Annotated in this window: 16 protein-coding genes; 9 read left to right on the top strand and 7 right to left on the bottom strand. The window is 70.3% G+C overall.

The genetic code is table 11. From position 1 onward, the window contains the following. Position 1: 1 nt before the first annotated feature. Positions 2–1300 (bottom strand): ABC transporter substrate-binding protein, encoded by a 1299-nt coding sequence (locus LH076_RS06555; RefSeq protein WP_227783182.1) that lies wholly within the window; start codon positions 1298–1300, stop codon positions 2–4. Between the two features lie 173 nt (positions 1301–1473). On the opposite strand from LH076_RS06555, the gene LH076_RS06550 reads away from it, so the two are divergent. Continuing rightward, the gene (locus LH076_RS06550; protein WP_227783181.1) at positions 1474–2499 is read left to right on the top strand and encodes a LacI family DNA-binding transcriptional regulator; all 1026 of its coding nucleotides are present in this window, start codon (positions 1474–1476) and stop codon (positions 2497–2499) included. Between the two features lie 87 nt (positions 2500–2586). Beyond that, entirely contained in the window at positions 2587–2829 is a 243-nt protein-coding gene (locus LH076_RS06545; RefSeq protein WP_227783180.1) for a DUF6458 family protein, read from the top strand. A gap of 69 nt (positions 2830–2898) precedes the next feature. On the opposite strand, the gene LH076_RS06540 is transcribed toward LH076_RS06545, so the two are convergent. The 3 genes from LH076_RS06540 to LH076_RS06530 all read right to left on the bottom strand — a co-directional run bounded on the left by LH076_RS06540 (position 2899) and on the right by LH076_RS06530 (position 5361). Next, positions 2899–3288, bottom strand: a complete 390-nt coding sequence (locus tag LH076_RS06540; RefSeq protein WP_227783179.1) for a hypothetical protein — start codon at positions 3286–3288, stop codon at positions 2899–2901. Between the two features lie 38 nt (positions 3289–3326). Continuing rightward, positions 3327–4778 carry a DEAD/DEAH box helicase gene (locus tag LH076_RS06535; protein ID WP_227783178.1) on the bottom strand — a complete coding sequence of 484 codons (1452 nt, stop codon included), beginning with the start codon at positions 4776–4778 and terminating at the stop codon, positions 3327–3329. A gap of 115 nt (positions 4779–4893) precedes the next feature. Then, positions 4894–5361: a peroxiredoxin gene (locus tag LH076_RS06530; protein ID WP_227783177.1), complete on the bottom strand. Its 468-nt coding sequence runs from the start codon at positions 5359–5361 to the stop codon at positions 4894–4896. 58 nt (positions 5362–5419) lie between these two features. Here LH076_RS06530 and LH076_RS06525 point away from each other — a divergent pair, with 58 nt between their 5' ends. The 7 genes from LH076_RS06525 to LH076_RS06495 all read left to right on the top strand — a co-directional run bounded on the left by LH076_RS06525 (position 5420) and on the right by LH076_RS06495 (position 10984). Beyond that, positions 5420–6415 (top strand): glycosyltransferase family 9 protein, encoded by a 996-nt coding sequence (locus LH076_RS06525; protein WP_227783176.1) that lies wholly within the window; start codon positions 5420–5422, stop codon positions 6413–6415. Then, complete coding sequence (locus tag LH076_RS06520) at positions 6412–7242, top strand: glycosyltransferase family 9 protein (protein WP_227783175.1); 831 nt, start codon at positions 6412–6414, stop codon at positions 7240–7242. Before LH076_RS06525 ends, LH076_RS06520 begins: the two co-directional genes overlap by 4 nt. Positions 7243–7335: 93 nt before the next feature. Beyond that, positions 7336–8151, top strand: a complete 816-nt coding sequence (locus LH076_RS06515) for a sigma-70 family RNA polymerase sigma factor (RefSeq protein ID WP_227783174.1) — start codon at positions 7336–7338, stop codon at positions 8149–8151. A 33-nt stretch (positions 8152–8184) separates the two neighbouring features. Next, complete coding sequence (locus LH076_RS06510; RefSeq protein WP_227783173.1) at positions 8185–8799, top strand: PAS and ANTAR domain-containing protein; 615 nt, start codon at positions 8185–8187, stop codon at positions 8797–8799. Between the two features lie 3 nt (positions 8800–8802). Then, positions 8803–10026 (top strand): NRAMP family divalent metal transporter, encoded by a 1224-nt coding sequence (locus LH076_RS06505; RefSeq protein ID WP_227783172.1) that lies wholly within the window; start codon positions 8803–8805, stop codon positions 10024–10026. Beyond that, the gene (locus tag LH076_RS06500) at positions 10023–10652 is read left to right on the top strand and encodes a hypothetical protein (RefSeq protein WP_227783171.1); all 630 of its coding nucleotides are present in this window, start codon (positions 10023–10025) and stop codon (positions 10650–10652) included. The genes LH076_RS06505 and LH076_RS06500 overlap by 4 nt, the downstream gene beginning before the upstream one ends. A gap of 2 nt (positions 10653–10654) precedes the next feature. After that, positions 10655–10984, top strand: coding sequence for a plasmid stabilization protein (locus LH076_RS06495; protein WP_227783170.1), 330 nt, complete (start codon positions 10655–10657; stop codon positions 10982–10984). Here LH076_RS06495 and LH076_RS06490 read toward each other — a convergent pair. Genes LH076_RS06490 through LH076_RS06480 form a run of 3 tightly spaced genes read right to left on the bottom strand, consistent with a single transcriptional unit; the run spans position 10981 to position 15974 of the window. Next, positions 10981–11700: a spermidine synthase gene (locus tag LH076_RS06490; protein WP_227783169.1), complete on the bottom strand. Its 720-nt coding sequence runs from the start codon at positions 11698–11700 to the stop codon at positions 10981–10983. The two genes, LH076_RS06495 and LH076_RS06490, sit on opposite strands and share 4 nt — an antisense overlap. Next, positions 11700–14615, bottom strand: coding sequence for a bifunctional [glutamine synthetase] adenylyltransferase/[glutamine synthetase]-adenylyl-L-tyrosine phosphorylase (locus LH076_RS06485; protein WP_227783168.1), 2916 nt, complete (start codon positions 14613–14615; stop codon positions 11700–11702). The genes LH076_RS06490 and LH076_RS06485 overlap by 1 nt, the downstream gene beginning before the upstream one ends. A 15-nt stretch (positions 14616–14630) precedes the next feature. Beyond that, positions 14631–15974 (bottom strand): glutamine synthetase family protein, encoded by a 1344-nt coding sequence (locus LH076_RS06480; RefSeq protein WP_227783167.1) that lies wholly within the window; start codon positions 15972–15974, stop codon positions 14631–14633. Between the last annotated feature and the right edge of the window lie 3 nt (positions 15975–15977).

The following is a 15977-nucleotide window of genomic DNA, read 5'->3' as shown; positions in this document are numbered from 1 at the left end:
ATTACCCCTTGGCCGCGGCCTGGTCCACGGTCTTGATGATGTCCTCCGGGGAGCCCTTGCCGGCGAGGAGGTCGACGACTGCGCCGTTGAGCGCGTTGCCGACGTTCTGCCCGTAGAGGGTGTCAAGCCACAGGGAGACGTACGGGGCGTTGTTCGCGGCGTCCATCGCCGCCTTGAGGGACGGGTCCGTGACGGCCGTCTGGGCATCCTGGTTGACCGGGATCGCGTTGAAGGCTTCTGCGTAGGCCTTCTGCTGGTCCGCGGTGGCGAGGAAGTTCAGGAAGTCGGTGCACTCCGCCTTCGGGGCCCACGCCGAGCAGGAGTAACCGTCAGCGCCACCCATGATCGCGGCCGGGTCACCCTCGCCACCGTCGGTGGCCGGGAACGGGAAGAAGCCGAGGTCCGCAAGCGGCTTCTGGTCCGGCGTCAGGGACGCGATCACGCCGGGGTCCCAGGCGCCCATGAGCTCCGAGCCCGCCTTGTGGTTGGCGACGAGACCGGCCGAGGAGCTGGCGCCCTGCTGGGCGGGCGTGTTGAGGAAGCCCTCCTGGAACGGCTTGGTCGCGGCGAAGGCCTCGAGATCCTCACCTGCCTTGGTCCAGCAGTCGTCATCGAACTTCAGGCTCTTGGCGGTGTCGTTGAGGGTCTGCTGGCTGCAGTCGCGCAGCGCGAACCAGAAGTACCAGTGCGCGGCCGGCCAGGCGTCCTTGCCACCGAGGGCGATCGGCGCGACACCGGAGGCGGAGAGCTTCTTGTCGGCGTCCTGCATCTCGGCGATCGTGGTGGGCGGCGTGGTGATGCCGGCCTTCTGGAAGACGTCCTTGCTGTACCAGAAGCCGCCCGGCGTGATGGACACCGGCATGGCGTATGTCTTGTCGTCGACGTTCTCGGTGTTCCACGTGCCCTCGGCGATCTTCGCCTTGGCGTCGTCGGAGATGGAGTCGGTGATGTCGAGCACCTGGTGGGCGTTGACCATGGCCTGGAGCTTGCCGCCGCCGCGCTGCAGGAAGAGGTCAGGGGCGGTGCCCTTGCCCGCCTGGAGAGCGCTCTGCAGCTTGCCGTCGAGGTCCTCGTTCTGGACGCTCTGGACCTTGATCGTGACGTCGGGGTGAGCCGTGTGGTACGCCGCAGCGGCGTCCTTGAAGTACTGCACGCCGGGACCGGTCGTCGAGTTGGTCCACAGCGTCAGGGTGGTCTTGCCACCCTCGGCGGAGGAATCGTCGCTGCTGCCACACGCTGACGCGGTGAACAAGGCACCGACGCACATCGCAGCAAGCGCCGCAGTGCGGAACTTCTTCATTGAAATTACCTCTCGTTGGTGGGTCGGACCCGGGATTCGCACGCTGTGACGTAGGCCACAAGCTCGGTCAGAGAGTGGTCCATCCCGCATTCGATGTCAATCGTTATCGATAACGTTTTCCATTGGCGCGATCCAACGCGCCATGGGGTGGCGGGATCCGCTACGGTCCCCCCATGACGAGCACGTCGGGCGAGCGCAGTCGCTCCGGAAGGGTGACCATCTCCGACGTCGCGCGCGCCGCCGGGGTCTCCGTCGCGACCGTGTCGAAGGTGATCAACGAGCGGTACGGCGTGAGCCCGGCGACCAACGAGCGCGTGCTCGCCGTCATCGACGAGCTCGGCTACGAGTCCTCGCTCATCGCCTCGAGCCTGCGTCGCAAGCGCACCGGCGTCATCGGCGTCCTGGTCGCCGAGTTCGAGCCCTACTCCGCCGAACTGCTCAAGGGCATCTCCTCAGGTCTCGAGGGCACGGGCTACGAGCTGATGGCCCATGCCGGCAGCACCGATGTGCACAGCCGCAGCGGCTGGGAGCGGCGCTCCCTCTCCCGGCTCGGCCACACCCTCATCGACGGCGCGATAGTCGTCACCCCCTCGATGCTCATCACCGACCAGGGCGGTATCCCCGTCGTGGCGATCGACCCGCACACCGGCCCCGACGGCCCCGCGACCGTCGACGCCGACAACGCCCACGGCGCCAGGCTCGCGACCGAGCACCTGCTCTCCCTCGGCCACCGCCGGATCGGTTTCCTCGGCGGTCGCCCGGACCTGAGGTCGGCGAGCCTGCGTGAGGACGGTTACCGGGCCGCCCTGACCGAGGCGGGCCTGGCCGCCGATCCCGACCTGATGCGGGTCGGTGGTTATCGCCCCGATACGGCTGAGGCGCCGGCGCACGAGCTGCTCCGCCTGCCGGCCGACCAGCGACCCACGGCGATCTTCGCCGCCAACGACCTCTCGGCGCTCAAGGTGATCGAGGTCGCCCACTCCCTCGGGCTCGACGTGCCGGGTGACCTCTCCGTGATCGGCTTCGACAACATCCCCGAGGCCGCCAACGGCGTTCCGCCGCTCACCACGATCTCGCAGCCGCTCCACGAGATGGGACGCGCCGCCCTCCAGCTGCTGCTCGCCCAGCTGGCCGGCGAGCGGGTCGAGCGACACCTGCGGATGCCGACGGAGCTCGTGGTGCGGGCCAGCACCGCCTGAACCTTTGCCGGCCAGTAGGTATCAATCGCATGCGGCCGGAAACTTCCCTTTGCGTCGTCACCGACGACCTGAGCAAAGGAGCACATCATGGGTTACGGATTCGGTGGATTCCTGATCGCTGTGGGGCTGATCCTCGCCCTGGCGGTCCAGGACAACATCAACGGCATCGAGCTGACCACCGTGGGCTGGATCCTTGCGGCCGTCGGAGTCGTCCTCCTGCTGCTGCAGGCGCTTACCCTCAACCGCGGCCGCCGCGGCCGCACGACGGAGACCGTCACCCACCGTGACGGCACGCAGAGCGTCGCCGAGCGCGACCACTACGACGTCTGACTCGTCGCAGACCGGAACGCCCGGGTCACGAACCTCTCGTGACCCGGGCGTCGTCGTGTCCGGAGTCCCTCAGCTGAGCAGCGCGAGCAGTTCGGCCTTCGACTTCCGGCTGTAGCCGGTGACACCGCGCTCCTTCGCCTCGGCGCGCAGAGCGGCGAGGGTCCAGGTCTCGTCCGGTCCGCCGGCGGAGATCCCGACCTCGGCGAGGTCAGGCGTGGCGGCCTGTTCGACCGAACCCTCCGGGCTGTCGAGGACGACCTCGGCACCGGCCTCGGCGATCGCGTCGCCGACGGCCTCAGCAGCCGTCGACGTACCGGCGGAGAGCTTCTTCGTCAGCTTCCTGAGCTGCTTGGAGGCCTTGCGGGTCTCCGTCTCGAGACTCTTGGCCCGGTCCTTCCACCTGGCGGCCTTCTCCTCGGCCTGCTTCACCTGCGACTTGAGCTTCTTCTTGCTGGCCATGGGACCAGCAAACCAGACGCGGGTGAAGAGCCGACGGATCAGCGGCGGCCGCTGAACGACGCGGCGCTGTGTGAGCTGCCACCGCTGCTGCCGGAGGCGGATCGGGAGCGGCCCCGCGAGCGGTTGCCACCCTGGCCGCCCTGGCCGCTGGCGCTCTTACCGCCACCCTGACCGGTGGGCCTGCCGCCGCTCTTGGCAGCCGGCTTGCCGGACTTGGCCGCCGGCTTCGCGCCGCCGTTCGAGGCGCGGTCGGCAGCAACGCGGGCACGACGACGCGCCGAGGAGCCGGTCGTGCGCTGCTGCTGGACCTCCTCGAAGACGAGTGCGCCGGGACGCGTGCGCTCCCCCGGGGCGAGCTCGGCCAGGATCGGGTGACGCAGACCGTCCACGCGGGTGGTGGTGGGCTTGATCCCAGCGGCCTTCGTGAGGTCGCGTACGTCATTGCGCTGGTCCGACGTCATCAGCGTGACGACGGTCCCCGCCTTGCCCGCGCGGGCGGTTCGGCCCGAGCGGTGCAGGTACGCCTTGTGCTCCGACGGCGGGTCGGCGTGGATGACGAGGGTGACGTCGTCGACGTGGATGCCACGGGCCGCGATGTCAGTGGCCACGAGGACGGTCGCGCGACCGGAGTGGAAGGCCTCGAGGTTGCGGGTGCGGGCCCCCTGACCGAGGTTGCCGTGCAGTTCGACGGCGGGGACGTCGTTGCGGTTGAGTTGCTTGGCCAAGCCCTTGGCGCCGTGCTTCGTGCGGGTGAAGACGACCGTGCGGCCGGGCGCGCTGACGAGGTCGGTGAGGATCGCCAGCCGGTGGTCACGCTCGATGTGCAGCACGTGGTGGTCCATCGTCCCGACCGGGGACTGGGCCGAGTCGGCCTCGTGCGTCACCGGGTTGGAGAGGAACTGCTTGACGAGCACGTTGATGCCGTTGTCCAGCGTCGCGGAGAAGAAGAGGCGCTGCGAGTCGGTCGGGGTCTTCGCGAGGATGCGCTTGACCGCCGGCAGGAAGCCGAGGTCGGCCATGTGGTCGGCCTCGTCGAGGACGGTGATCTCGACGCCGGAGAGGGTCACGTGGCCCTGCTGGAGCAGGTCCTCGAGGCGACCGGGGGTGGCGACGACGATGTCGACGCCCTTGCGCAGCGCGTCCACCTGCGGTCCCTGGCCCACGCCGCCGAAGATCGTGCGGGTCGAGAGGCCGGCAGCGGCGGCCAGCGGGGCGAGCGCGGCGTCGATCTGGCCGACGAGCTCACGCGTCGGGGCCATGATCAGCGCGCGCGGGGCCTTGGGCTTGGCGCGGCCGCCCTCGAGGCGGGCGACCACGGGGAGGAGGAAGGCGTAGGTCTTGCCGGAGCCGGTGCGGCCACGGCCGAGGACGTCACGACCGGCGAGCGAATCGGGCAGCGTCGCGGCCTGGATCGGCGTGGGCTCGGTGATGCCGAGCCCGGAGAGGATGGTCAGGAGGCGTGCGGGCACGCCGAGGGTGTCGAAGGACAAGGGGAAACCAGGTTTCTGTGCGTTTCACCCACCGAAGGAACCGTGTGGTTCACCCATGGACTGAGTCGACATGGGTCCAACTCGCGGTGGGACGGGGCGAGCCGATGCCTCCACCCTAGTGGCGGAGGGCCGCCAGAGCCTCATCGGCGTGGATCTCGGCCTTGAGCATCCCCTGCACCACGGCCTTGATCACGCCGTCCGCGCCGATCGCGAAGGTCGTCCGCTGCAACGGACCGATCCTGCCGAAGAGCGCCGGCCTGACGCCGTACGACGCCGCCACAGCGCCCGACGGGTCGGAGAGCACCGGGTAGTCCAGCTCGTGGTGCGCCGCGAAGCCCGCCTGCTTCTGGACGGAGTCCTTGCTGATCCCGAGACGCTGGACTCCGGCGGCGGTGAAGTCAGCGGCCAGGTCCCGGAAGTGGCAGGCCTCCTTGGTGCACACCGGAGTCTCGGCGGCCGGGTAGAAGAAGAGCACGACAGGCCCGGAGGCGAGGAGCGTCGCGAGCGACAACGGGTGTCCGTCCTGCGCCGGCAGCGTGAAGCCCGGGGCCGGAGTACCGACCGGAAGGGGGCGCGTCGTCATGTTCGCCACGGTAGCGCTCCCCGTATGACAGCGGGGCCGATCGGGCACGACACGGGCCATGACTACACGCCGCGTGGCCGTGCGCCTCGACAGCATGGGGGACCTGCTGTTGACCTCGCGTGCCCTCCATGCGCTGCGCGCCACCTGTGATCACCTCGCCCTGGTCTGCAGCCCGTCGGCGCGGGCCGCGGCCGAGTTGCTGCCGTCGGTCGACGAGGTCATCACGTGGGAGGCGCCCTGGATCGCACCCACGCCACCGATCACCCGTGCCTACCCCCAGATCGCCTTCCCGGAGGTCGGCTCACTGCCCGCAGAGCTCCGCCTCCGTCATTTCGACGAGGCGGTCATCTTCACGTCGCTCCACCAGTCGTCACTGCCGACGACCCTGGTGCTCAGCCAGGCCGACATCCCGTGGGTCGGCGGCATCAGCTCCGATGACGCCGCGGGGCTGCTCGACCTCTGCCTCACGCACGACACGGACCTCCACGAGGTCCAGGACTCGTTGCGTCTGGCACTCGCCTGTGGCGGTGAGCTCACCGACGACCTGCCCGAGCTCACGCTCCCGCCGCGACGGCCCGAGCTGTTGCCGCCGGGCAACTTCGTCGTGCTGCATCCCGGCGTGGACTCCGACGCGCAGGGCTGGCCGGTGGCACGGTTCCGGCAACTGCGCGAGGAGCTCTCCGAGGCGGGGCACCAGGTCGTCGTCACGGGTGGTCCCGACGAGGCGCGCAGCACGGCCCGGATCGCCGACGGCTCCGCACGCGATCTCGGTGGCCACACCGACGTCGCCGATCTCGCGCGCGTGATGGCGGAGGCGGACGTCGTGCTCGCGGGCGACACCGCAGCCGGACACCTGGCGGCCGCCGTCGGCACGCCGGTCGTCTCGCTGGTCGCACCGACCGTGCCGCCCCGCCGCTGGACGCCGTACGGCGTGCCGTCGGCCCTCCTCGGAGACCCCCGCCTCACCGGTGTCACGACGGACGACGTCCTCGGTGCAGTCGACCACCTCACGCACACGCGTCTGAACGCCGGAGCCCTCAGCGAGGTCCGATGAGTGCTGCGGGGCCGCGGCTCCGGGCACTCGTGCTCTGCGCCCGGGGCGTCGGTGACCTGATCGTGGCCGTACCGGCGATGCGTGCGATGCGTCGCGCCCTGCCCCATCACGAGATCGTGCTCGCGGCACCGGAGGAGGTCGACGCCCTCGTCGAGCTCTCCGGCGTCGCGGACCGACTGATCCCCACCGCTGGCCTCGGTCCGATCGACTGGACGGGCGCACCGCCCGACGTCGCCGTCGACCTGCACGGGATGACCTGGCGCAGCAAGGAACCGCTGCAGGCGCTCTCACCCGAGCGCATCGTCGGCTACGACGCGCAGCAACTCCCCCGCGGCCACGACGCCCAGCGCTGGTGCCGGCTGGTCGAGGAGGCCTTCGGCGTCCCGACCGACCCGTCCGACGGTGCGCTGGCCCAGCCGTGGCCGCCGCGGCCCCGCTCCGGCGGACGACCGGTCGTCGTGCACGTCGGCGCCACGACACCTGAGGCGCGCTGGCCCGCGACCCGCTTCGCGACCGTGGCCTGGGCCGTCGGGCGCCACCGCGACGTGGTGCTCACGGGCGGTGAGACCGAGCGCGCCAGGGCCATGGCGGTCGGGGCGCTCGCCGGCCTTCCCGGCAGCGCCGTCCTGGCCGGCCGGACGGACCTTCGCGACCTCGCGAGTCTCGTTGCAGGAGCGGAGCTGGTGGTCACCGGGGATCCCGACGTGGCGCAGTTGGCGTCGGCGTACCGAACTCCGGCGATCGTCGTGTCAGGAGGCCCGACACCACGCGAGGTCGACGACGTCCTGGTCGACGCCTCCAAACAGCTCGATGTCTGGCTGAGTTGAACGAGCAGGTTTGGGCTTGAGCAAACTGGATAAGCTTCAACGACGTGGCCCAACCCCCCGCCACACAGAGCGAAGACCTCTCGGGAGGCTCACATGCTCACCTCTGTATCCACGTCCAACAGTTCCAAGTCCACCAGCACCACGAACGACGATGTCACCCACGATCTCCTCCTGAAGGCGGCCGCAACCGATGGCGCCGAGCGACTGGAGATCCTCAACGAGGTGGTGCGGATCCACCTGCCGCTGGCTCGCCGACTCTCCCGCCGCTACTCGCACCGCGGCGAGGCGCCGGAGGACCTCGAGCAGGTCGCCTACCTCGCACTCACGAAGGCTGCACACGGCTTCGACCCAGAAGTGGGCTCCAACTTCCTCGCCTTCGCCATTCCGACGGTGCTCGGCGAGCTGAAGCGTCACTTCCGCGGCGTCGCCTGGACCGTGCGGCCCCCGCGCCGACTGCAAGAGCTGCAGGCGGAGATCTTCCCCGCCCACGATGAGCTCACCCAGTTGCTGGGGCGCACCCCGACGCCCGCAGAGATCGCCGGCCATATCGGCAGCACCGAGGACGAGGTCCGTCAGGCCCTCGACTGCGGCGGCTGCTATGCGCCGGTCTCCCTCGATGACGGGGGCTCGGAGCCCGATCACCCGACGCCGGCTGACACCCTCGCCGACGACGACGACGGGTTCCGTCAGGCGGAGACCGTGGCCCTGCTGGCGGCAGCCTGCCGCGAGCTGAAGCCGCGTGACCGCCGAATCCTGGCGCTCCGGTTCTACCGCGGGTGCTCGCAGCAGGAGATCGCGGACGACCTGGGCGTCACGCAGGTTCAGGTCTGCCGCCTGCTGCAGCGGATCATGGCAACGCTGCGCACCGCGCTCGGAGACGACGTCTCGGTGCTGGCCGACGCCGCATGATTCAACTTGTCGAGAAGTGGGTAGGCAGCCTCCATGAGTCTCCCCACTTCTCGACAAGTCGGCCGTTTCGTCTATGACCATGCGGCCGAGCGCTGGACGTGGGACGCCGGGGTCTACGCGATCCACGGCTACGAGGACGGCGAGGTCAGCCCGACCACCGATCTGGTGCTCTCGCACAAGCACGAGTCGGATCGCGAGCGCGTCCAAGCGACACTGATCTCCGCGCTCTCCACCGGTGAGCCGTTCACGCTCTACTACCGGATCATCACCCACGGCTCGACAGAGGAGCGGACCGTGATGATGGTCGGCGAGGCGATCAACGGCGACAAGGACGCTCGCAAGCTGCAGGGCTACTACTTGGACCTGACGCCCGACCTCTCCGCCGGCGCGATCGCCTCGGGAGTGATCGAGTCGCGTGCCGTGATCGAGCAGGCCAAGGGAGCGCTCATGCTCTCCTACGGGCTCGACGCCAACGCCGCGTTCGCGATGCTGCGCTGGTGGTCCCGCAACCGCAACATCCGGGTCCGGGAGCTCGCGGAGCGGGTCGTGCAGGTCGCGACCGAGGGCCATGTCACACACCCGGGGCTGCGCAAGCTCCTCGACGCCGTACTCGACGACCTCACCGCGCCAGAGCCGTCCCTGGTCTGAGGGATGAAGCGTTACCTCTCGGTCGCGCTGGGAATCCTCACTGCGATCGGCGGGTTCGTCGACATCGGCGACCTCGTCACCAACGCCGAGGTGGGTGCGCGCTTCGGCACCTCGCTCATCTGGTCCACCGCCCTCGGCGTCCTGGGCATCTGCCTCTTCGCGGAGATGTCGGGGCGCATCGCGGCCGTCAGCGGACGCGCCGTCTTCGACCTCATCCGTGAGCGTCTCGGCCCGCGGATCGGGCTGCTCAACCTCGTCGCCTCGACGGCCATCACGCTGTTGACCTTCATCGCGGAGATCGGCGGCGTCGCCCTCTCCATCGAGCTCGCGGCGTCGGTGAACTACCTCTTCGTCATCCCGCTGGTGGCACTGCTGGTCTGGCTGCTGCTCCTGAAGGCGAAGTTCAGCGTGATCGAGAACGGCCTCGGCCTGCTGGGACTCGCACTGGTCGTCTTCGGCGTCGCGCTCTGGCAGCTCCACCCGGACTGGGCCGGCCTGGGCCACCAGGCCGTCACGCTCGACAAGCCGGAGGGTGAGCAGTGGATGCCGTGGGCGTACTACGCGGTGGCGCTGCTGGGCGCGGCGATGACGCCGTACGAGGTCTTCTTCTTCTCCTCCGGCGGCGTGGAGGAGAAGTGGAGCGCCAAAGACCTCGGAGTGATGCGGGCCAACGTGCTGATCGGCTTCCCCTTGGGCGGGCTGCTGTCCGTTGCGATCGCGGCCACGACCTGGCTGGTGCTGCCGGGCATGCAGATCGACTCCCTCGACCAGGTGAGTCAGCCGGTCGAGCACGCGCTCGGCTCGCTCGGCCTCGCCGTCGTGATCGTCGGCTTCGTGGCCGCCACCTTCGGTGCCGCGTGCGAGACGGGGCTGAGCGTCGGCTACAGCATCGGGCAGTACGTCGGGGCCCAGTGGGGCAAGTACGTCAAGCCGCGCGAGGCCGCGCTGTTCCACTGGGTCATCCTCGGCTCGACCCTCCTCGCGGTCGCCGTCCTGATGACCGCCGTCGACCCGATCATGGTCACGGAGATCTCGGTGATCTTCTCGGCGATCGCGCTGCCGCTGACCTACTTCCCGATCCTCGTCGTCGCCAACGACAAGGACTACGTCGGTGAGCACGTCAACAAGCCGTGGGTGAACGTGCTCGGCACATTCTTCCTCGTCGTGACGGTCGTCGTCGCCGTCGCGGCGATCCCACTCATGATCCTGACGAGGATGGGCTCATGACCGCCGTGCACGGGCCGATCGACGCGGCGCTGCGGTTGATGGATCGCCAGATCATCGACAGCGAGGGACGTCTCGTCGGCAAGGTCGACGACGTCGAGCTGGCCTTCTCCGGCGAGCGGCTCCGGGTGGCCGCCTTCCTCGTCGGCGGTGCGGTCTGGCTGCCGCGGATCTCCGACCGGCTCGCCACGCAGTGGCACCTCCTGGCCCCGGCCCAGCCGGACCGGGACGAGCCGTGGGGCATCCCACTCGACCTCGTCGCCGAGATCGACAGCGCGGTCCACCTCCGGGTGCCGCGCGAGGAGGTGCTGCAGAAGCTGCCCGCGCCTCACCGGCTCTCGCACCTGCTCCAGATGGAGGCCGTCGACGCCGACGGCACATCGTTGGGCACGGTCACGGACGTCCGGCTCGAGCACGACGACCTGGAGGCGACGGCGTACGTCATCGGGCGGCGGCATCCCGGAGCACTGCTCGGCTACCGACGACATCCCGACCAAGGGCCGTGGCTGGTCAACCGGGCGATGCGGTGGCTCGGGCGGCACACGTTCGAGGTCGACGCGGCCCACGTCCATCTGGACTGGTCGGAGGGGGTCGCCCGTATCTCCACCGACCCGCGGGGTACCCCCTGACCATGCCGCAGCGTAGTTGGAGCGCAAAGCGCGAACGTCAGTACGACCACATCAAGGAGGGTCTCGAGAAGCGTGGCCACTCCGAGGACGAGTCCGAGGAGATCGCCGCCCGGACCGTCAACAAGGAGCGTGCCCGCCACGGCGAGAGCCGTACCGCGAGCCGCACCTCGACGAAGGACATCTCGAGCGGGCGCCGTGGAGGCCTGCGCTCGCACAAGGGCGAGGGCGGGCGGACGAAGGCACAGCTGTACGAAGAGGCCAAGCGCCGCAACATCCACGGTCGTTCGAGCATGAGCAAGAGCGAGCTGGAGAAGGCGCTGGGCGGCCGCTAGTCGGGCAGATGCCGGGCGGTGCCGCCACCGAAGGAGTCGCTCGCCGCGGCCCCCTCGAACACGCGGTACGACGACGGGGCAGGCGCCCCGAACGGCCGGTCCGGCACCAGGCCCGCGAGGACGACCAGGTTGCCTGGTCGCTTCGCCTTGAGCGTCGCCGGCTCGGCCCCGACGGTGAGAGCGCGCTGGGTTGGGAGACTCACGCGAATCGCGGCGATCGCATCGCGCGCCCGCCGGAACGGGGCCGAGTCGGTGACATTGGCGATCAGGAGTCCGTCGTCGGCGAGCACCCGGGTCGCCTGCGTGAAGAAGTCGGCCGTGATGAGCTCGTCCGGCACGAGACCGTCGCGGAAGGCATCGAGGATGACGACATCCTGACTGTCGTCGCGGACGGCGACGATTCCGGAGAGACCGTCGACGACGCGGACCCTGATCCCGCTCCGCCGTGGCAGTGGCGCCTCGATCCGCACCTGGTCGATCACGGCCTGGTCCGGCTCGAGCACGATCTGGGCCGATCGTGGGCGGGTCGTCGCGACGTAGCGGGGCAGCGTCATCGCCGCTCCCCCGACGTGCAGGATCCGCAGCGGCCCGGCAGGGAGCCGGTCGAGCACGTCACCGATGCGGCGCATGTAGTCGAAGTGCAGCCGGGTCGGGTCCTCGAGGTCGACCGCCGACTGCGCCATGCCGTCGAGCATCAGCACGTAGGGCTCGGCCATCAGCCGGCCTCCCAGAACACCTCGTCGACAACGGCGCTGGCGAGGCGGGTCAGGCGCAGATGGTCGTTGAGCAGCTCGCTGCTGGTGCCGTCCGGGTAGCCGAGCAGCGTCGAGACTGCGGTGCGCTCACGCGGGTCGGTGGGCAGCTGGTCGCTGGGCTTGCCCCGCACCAGGGTGACGGCGTTGCGGATCCGGCTCACCATCCGCCACGCGTCGGCGAGGATCTCCGCGCCGTCGGCGCTGATCAGGCCGGCGTCCCGGGCAGCCAGGAGTGCCTCGAGGGTGCGGGGCGTGCGCAGGCCCTCGACCTCGTGGGCGTGCCGGAGCTGGAGCAGCTGAACGGTCCACTCGATGTCCGCGAGTGCGCCCCGACCGAGCTTGAGGTGCGTCATCGGGTCCGCGCCGCGCGGCATCCGCTCGGTGTCGACGCGCCCCTTGATCCGGCGGATCTCGCGGACCTGGTCGTCGGTCAGCCCGTCGGGTGGGTACCGGATCGGATCGATCATGGCGGTGAAGGCCCGGCGCAGCGCCTCGTCGCCGACCGCGGCGTCGGCGCGGAGCAGCGCCTGCGCCTCCCACGGCTCGGTCCAGCGCGCGTAGTAGGCCCGATAGGACTCCAGGCTCCGCACGAGCGCGCCGCTGCGGCCCTCGGGGCGGAGGTCCGCGTCGAGCTCGAGGGCGGGGTCCGGACCGGCCGCACCGAGCAGTCGCCGCATCTCGCTCGCCACCTTCAGCGCGTACGCCGACGCATCGGCGCTCTGCGCCCCCTCGACGGCCTGGAAGACGAACAGCACATCGGCGTCGGAGGCATAGGAGAGCTCGAAGCCGCCGTACCGGCCCATGGCGATGATCGCGAGCCGGGCGGGCGCCCCCTCAGCAGCCGTCTCCCCGCGCTCGGCGAGGACCGCTGCGGACACGATGGCGAGCGAGGCCTCCAGTGTCGCGTCGGTCAGTCGGGAGAGGCCCTCCCCGACGTCCGTGACCTGGTCGCCGCCCTCGATGTCACCGACGGCGATGCGGAGCAGCTCCCGTCGGCGTACGGCGCGGATGGAGCGGATCGCCTTGTCCAGGCTGGAGCGGCGCCCGGCGGCGGCCAGCATCTCCTCGCGCAGCGGCTCGGCCGGGCGGGGCGCGAGGTCCTCGGCGAGGACGCGGACGCCCTCGGGTTCGCGCTCGAGCAGGTTGGTGGCGTAGCGGCTCGTGGACAGGAGCCGGGCGAGGCGCTCCGCGACCAGGCCCTCGTCGCGCAGCATGCGGAGATACCAGGAGGAGCCGCCCAGCGCCTCGGAGATCCGCCGGAAGCCGAAGAGCCCCGCGTCCGGATCGGGCCCGTCGGCAAACCACTGCAGCAGGACGGGGAGCAGATGTCGCTGGATGCCGGACTTCCGTGAGACCCCCGAGGTCAGGGCGGCGAGGTGGCGCAGTGCAGCATCCGGGTCGGCGTACCCGAGGGCACGGAGGCGGCTGCCGGCCGCCTCCGGCGTGAGGTGCGCCTCGGCGCCCGGGATCGCGGCCACAGCGGTGAGCAGCGGGCGGTAGAAGAGCTTCTCGTGCAGGCGGCGGACCTCGCGGCGCTGGGCCGCGAGCTCCTGCTCCAGGCGGGCGACCGGGTCGCGGAGGTAGCCGAGCGAGCGTCCCAGCCTGCGCAGGGAGGGCTCGTCGGTCGGCAGCAGGTGGGTCCGCCGCAGGCCGTAGAGCTGGATGCGGTGCTCCAGGGTGCGCAGGAAGCAGTAGGCGTCGTGCAGCGTCTCGCCGTCGGCGAGTCCGACGTAGCCGCCACGGGTGAGGGCGGCCAGGGCGCTGAGCGTGGTGGGCTCGCGGAGTGCCTCGTCGCCACGGCCGTGCACGAGCTGCAGCAGTTGGACCGCGAACTCCACGTCACGCAGCCCGCCGCGGCCGAGCTTGAGCTCACGGTCGGCGTCGCGGGTCGGGATGTGCTCGATCACGCGCCGCCGCATCGCCTGCGTGGCCTCGACGAAGCCGTCGCGTTCGGCGGCGGTCCACACCAGCGGTGCGACGCTGTCGACGAACGCCCGGCCCAGCTCGAGGTCCCCTGCAGCCGGACGGGCCTTGAGCAGCGCCTGGAACTCCCACGTGCTCGCCCAGCGCTCGTAGTAGGCCTGCATCGAGCTCAGCGTCCGGGACAGCGCGCCGGCCTTGCCCTCCGGGCGCAGCGCGGCGTCGACCTCCCAGATCGTTCCCTCGGCGGTGTGCTGGCCGCAGACGCGGATCACCTCCGCGGCCAGTGCGAAGGCCACCTCGGCCGGCCCTTCGTGGACGAAGACGACGTCCACATCCGAGATGTAGTTGAGCTCGTGGCCGCCGGTCTTGCCCATCGCGATGATGGCCAGCCGGACCTGGTCCGAGTCCGGCACCGTCGTACGCGCGATGGCGAGGGCGGCGTCGAGGACTCCGCAGGCGAGGTCGGAGAGCTCGGCGCCGGCGTCGTCGAAGGGGACGCCGTGCGCCAGGTCCCGGGCAGCGAGCCTCAGCAGGAGACGGCGGTACTCCACGCGCAGTGCGTCGAGCGCGTCGGCGCGCTCCTTGCCGGCGACGGCGGCCAGCAGCTGCGCCCTCAGGTGGTACGCCGGCGGCCTGGTGGATCCCAGCGTCGGATCCTCGAGCTCACGCCACTGACCGGGGTGTCGGCTCAGGTGCTCTCCCAGCGCCTGGCTCGCCCCGAGGACGAGGAGCAGCCGCATCGCCGAGCCTTCGTCGGCGTCGAGGATGTCCGGTTCCGCCTCGGCCAGGCGGGCGAGCGTGGCGAGGGCCAGGTCGGGGTCCGCCGTGCGGCCGAGCATCGCCAGCAGCGGCTCAGCGGAGGGTCCGAGGGTCGCAAGCGTCGCCTCGGCGGCCTCCAGGTCGTCGAACCCCAGCCGGAGGAGGGTTGTCCTGCTGGTCGCGCGCCGGATCATGCCGTGGTGCGCGGGTCAGAGCACCGGGAGCATCTGGTCGCGCTCGAAGGCGGAGACCTGGAGGCGGTAGTCCTCCCACTCGGCACGCTTGTTACGCAGCACGAAGTCGAAGACGTGCTCGCCCAGCGTCTCGGCGAGCAGCTCGGAGTCCTCGGCCACGGAGATCGCCTCGTCCAGACCACGCGGCAGCGCGTTGATTCCCAGGCTGCGACGCTCGCGGTCCGAGAGCGACCAGACGTCGTCCTCGGCCTCGGGCGGGAGCTCGTAGCCCTCCTCGATGCCCTTCATGCCTGCCGCCAGGACCGCCGCGAACGCCAGGTAGGGGTTGCACGCCGCGTCGAGCGTGCGGAGCTCGACCCGGGTCGAGTTGCCCTTGAGCGGCTTGTACATGGGCACCCGGACCATGGCGGAGCGGTTGTTGTGCCCCCAGCTGATGTACGACGGCGCCTCGCCGGTCGCCACGAGACGCTTGTAGGAGTTGACCCACTGGTTGGTGACGATGCTGATCTCCGGCGCATGCCGCAGAAGGCCGGCGATGAACTGGCGGCCGGTCTGGGAAAGGCCGTACTCGGCACCGGCCTCGTGGAAGGCGTTCTGGTCGCCCTCGAAGAGGCTGACATGGGTGTGCATGCCGGAGCCGGGGTGCTGGGTGAAGGGCTTGGGCATGAAGGAGGCCCACACACCCTCGCTCAGCGCCACCTCACGGACGACGGTGCGGAAGGTCATGACGTTGTCGGCCGTCGAGAGCGCGTCCGCGTAGCGCAGGTCGATCTCCTGCTGGCCGGGACCGCCCTCGTGGTGGCTGAACTCGACGCTGATACCCATCGCCTCGAGGTTGGTGATCGCCTCGCGGCGGAAGTCAGCGCCCTCGCCCTGCGCGGTGTGGTCGAAGTAGCCGCTCGAGTCGACCGGCTCGGGCAGCTGGCCCGGTATCTGCTGGCCCTTGAAGAGGTAGAACTCGATCTCGGGGTGCGTGTAGAAGGTGAAACCCTTCTCGGCCGCCTTCGACAGCGTCCGCTTGAGGACGAAGCGGGGGTCGGCGTACGACGGGGAGCCGTCCGGCATCACGATGTCGCAGAACATGCGGGCCGTCGACGGGCCGGGCCCCGTCTCGCGCCAGGGCAGGATCTGGAAGGTCTGCGGGTCGGGCTTGGCGAGCATGTCGGACTCGGAGATCCGGCTGAAGCCCTCGATCGCCGAGCCGTCGAAACCGATGCCCTCCGCGAACGCGCCCTCCAGCTCGGCCGGCGCCACCGCCACGGACTTGAGGAACCCGAGCACGTCGGTGAACCACAGCCGCACGAATCGGACCTCGCGCTCCTCGAGCGCCCTCAGGACGAAGTCCTCTTGCTTACCCATAGG

It is taken from the genome of Nocardioides sp. Kera G14 (assembly GCF_020715565.1).
GTDB lineage: Bacteria > Actinomycetota > Actinomycetes > Propionibacteriales > Nocardioidaceae > Nocardioides.
Note: the sequence above shows the minus strand (reverse complement) of the source record. Positions and strands in the feature narration are given on the sequence as shown.

Coding starts and splice junctions, on each gene's coding strand:
- LH076_RS06485 (WP_227783168.1), bottom strand. CDS start 14,615: ATGATCCGGCGCGCGACCAGCAGGACAACCCTCCTCCGGCTGGGGTTC.
- LH076_RS06525 (WP_227783176.1), top strand. CDS start 5,420: ATGACTACACGCCGCGTGGCCGTGCGCCTCGACAGCATGGGGGACCTG.
- LH076_RS06555 (WP_227783182.1), bottom strand. CDS start 1,300: ATGAAGAAGTTCCGCACTGCGGCGCTTGCTGCGATGTGCGTCGGTGCC.
- LH076_RS06490 (WP_227783169.1), bottom strand. CDS start 11,700: ATGGCCGAGCCCTACGTGCTGATGCTCGACGGCATGGCGCAGTCGGCG.
- LH076_RS06510 (WP_227783173.1), top strand. CDS start 8,185: ATGAGTCTCCCCACTTCTCGACAAGTCGGCCGTTTCGTCTATGACCAT.
- LH076_RS06495 (WP_227783170.1), top strand. CDS start 10,655: ATGCCGCAGCGTAGTTGGAGCGCAAAGCGCGAACGTCAGTACGACCAC.
- LH076_RS06530 (WP_227783177.1), bottom strand. CDS start 5,361: ATGACGACGCGCCCCCTTCCGGTCGGTACTCCGGCCCCGGGCTTCACG.
- LH076_RS06550 (WP_227783181.1), top strand. CDS start 1,474: ATGACGAGCACGTCGGGCGAGCGCAGTCGCTCCGGAAGGGTGACCATC.
- LH076_RS06540 (WP_227783179.1), bottom strand. CDS start 3,288: ATGGCCAGCAAGAAGAAGCTCAAGTCGCAGGTGAAGCAGGCCGAGGAG.
- LH076_RS06520 (WP_227783175.1), top strand. CDS start 6,412: ATGAGTGCTGCGGGGCCGCGGCTCCGGGCACTCGTGCTCTGCGCCCGG.
- LH076_RS06515 (WP_227783174.1), top strand. CDS start 7,336: ATGCTCACCTCTGTATCCACGTCCAACAGTTCCAAGTCCACCAGCACC.
- LH076_RS06545 (WP_227783180.1), top strand. CDS start 2,587: ATGGGTTACGGATTCGGTGGATTCCTGATCGCTGTGGGGCTGATCCTC.
- LH076_RS06500 (WP_227783171.1), top strand. CDS start 10,023: ATGACCGCCGTGCACGGGCCGATCGACGCGGCGCTGCGGTTGATGGAT.
- LH076_RS06505 (WP_227783172.1), top strand. CDS start 8,803: ATGAAGCGTTACCTCTCGGTCGCGCTGGGAATCCTCACTGCGATCGGC.
- LH076_RS06480 (WP_227783167.1), bottom strand. CDS start 15,974: ATGGGTAAGCAAGAGGACTTCGTCCTGAGGGCGCTCGAGGAGCGCGAG.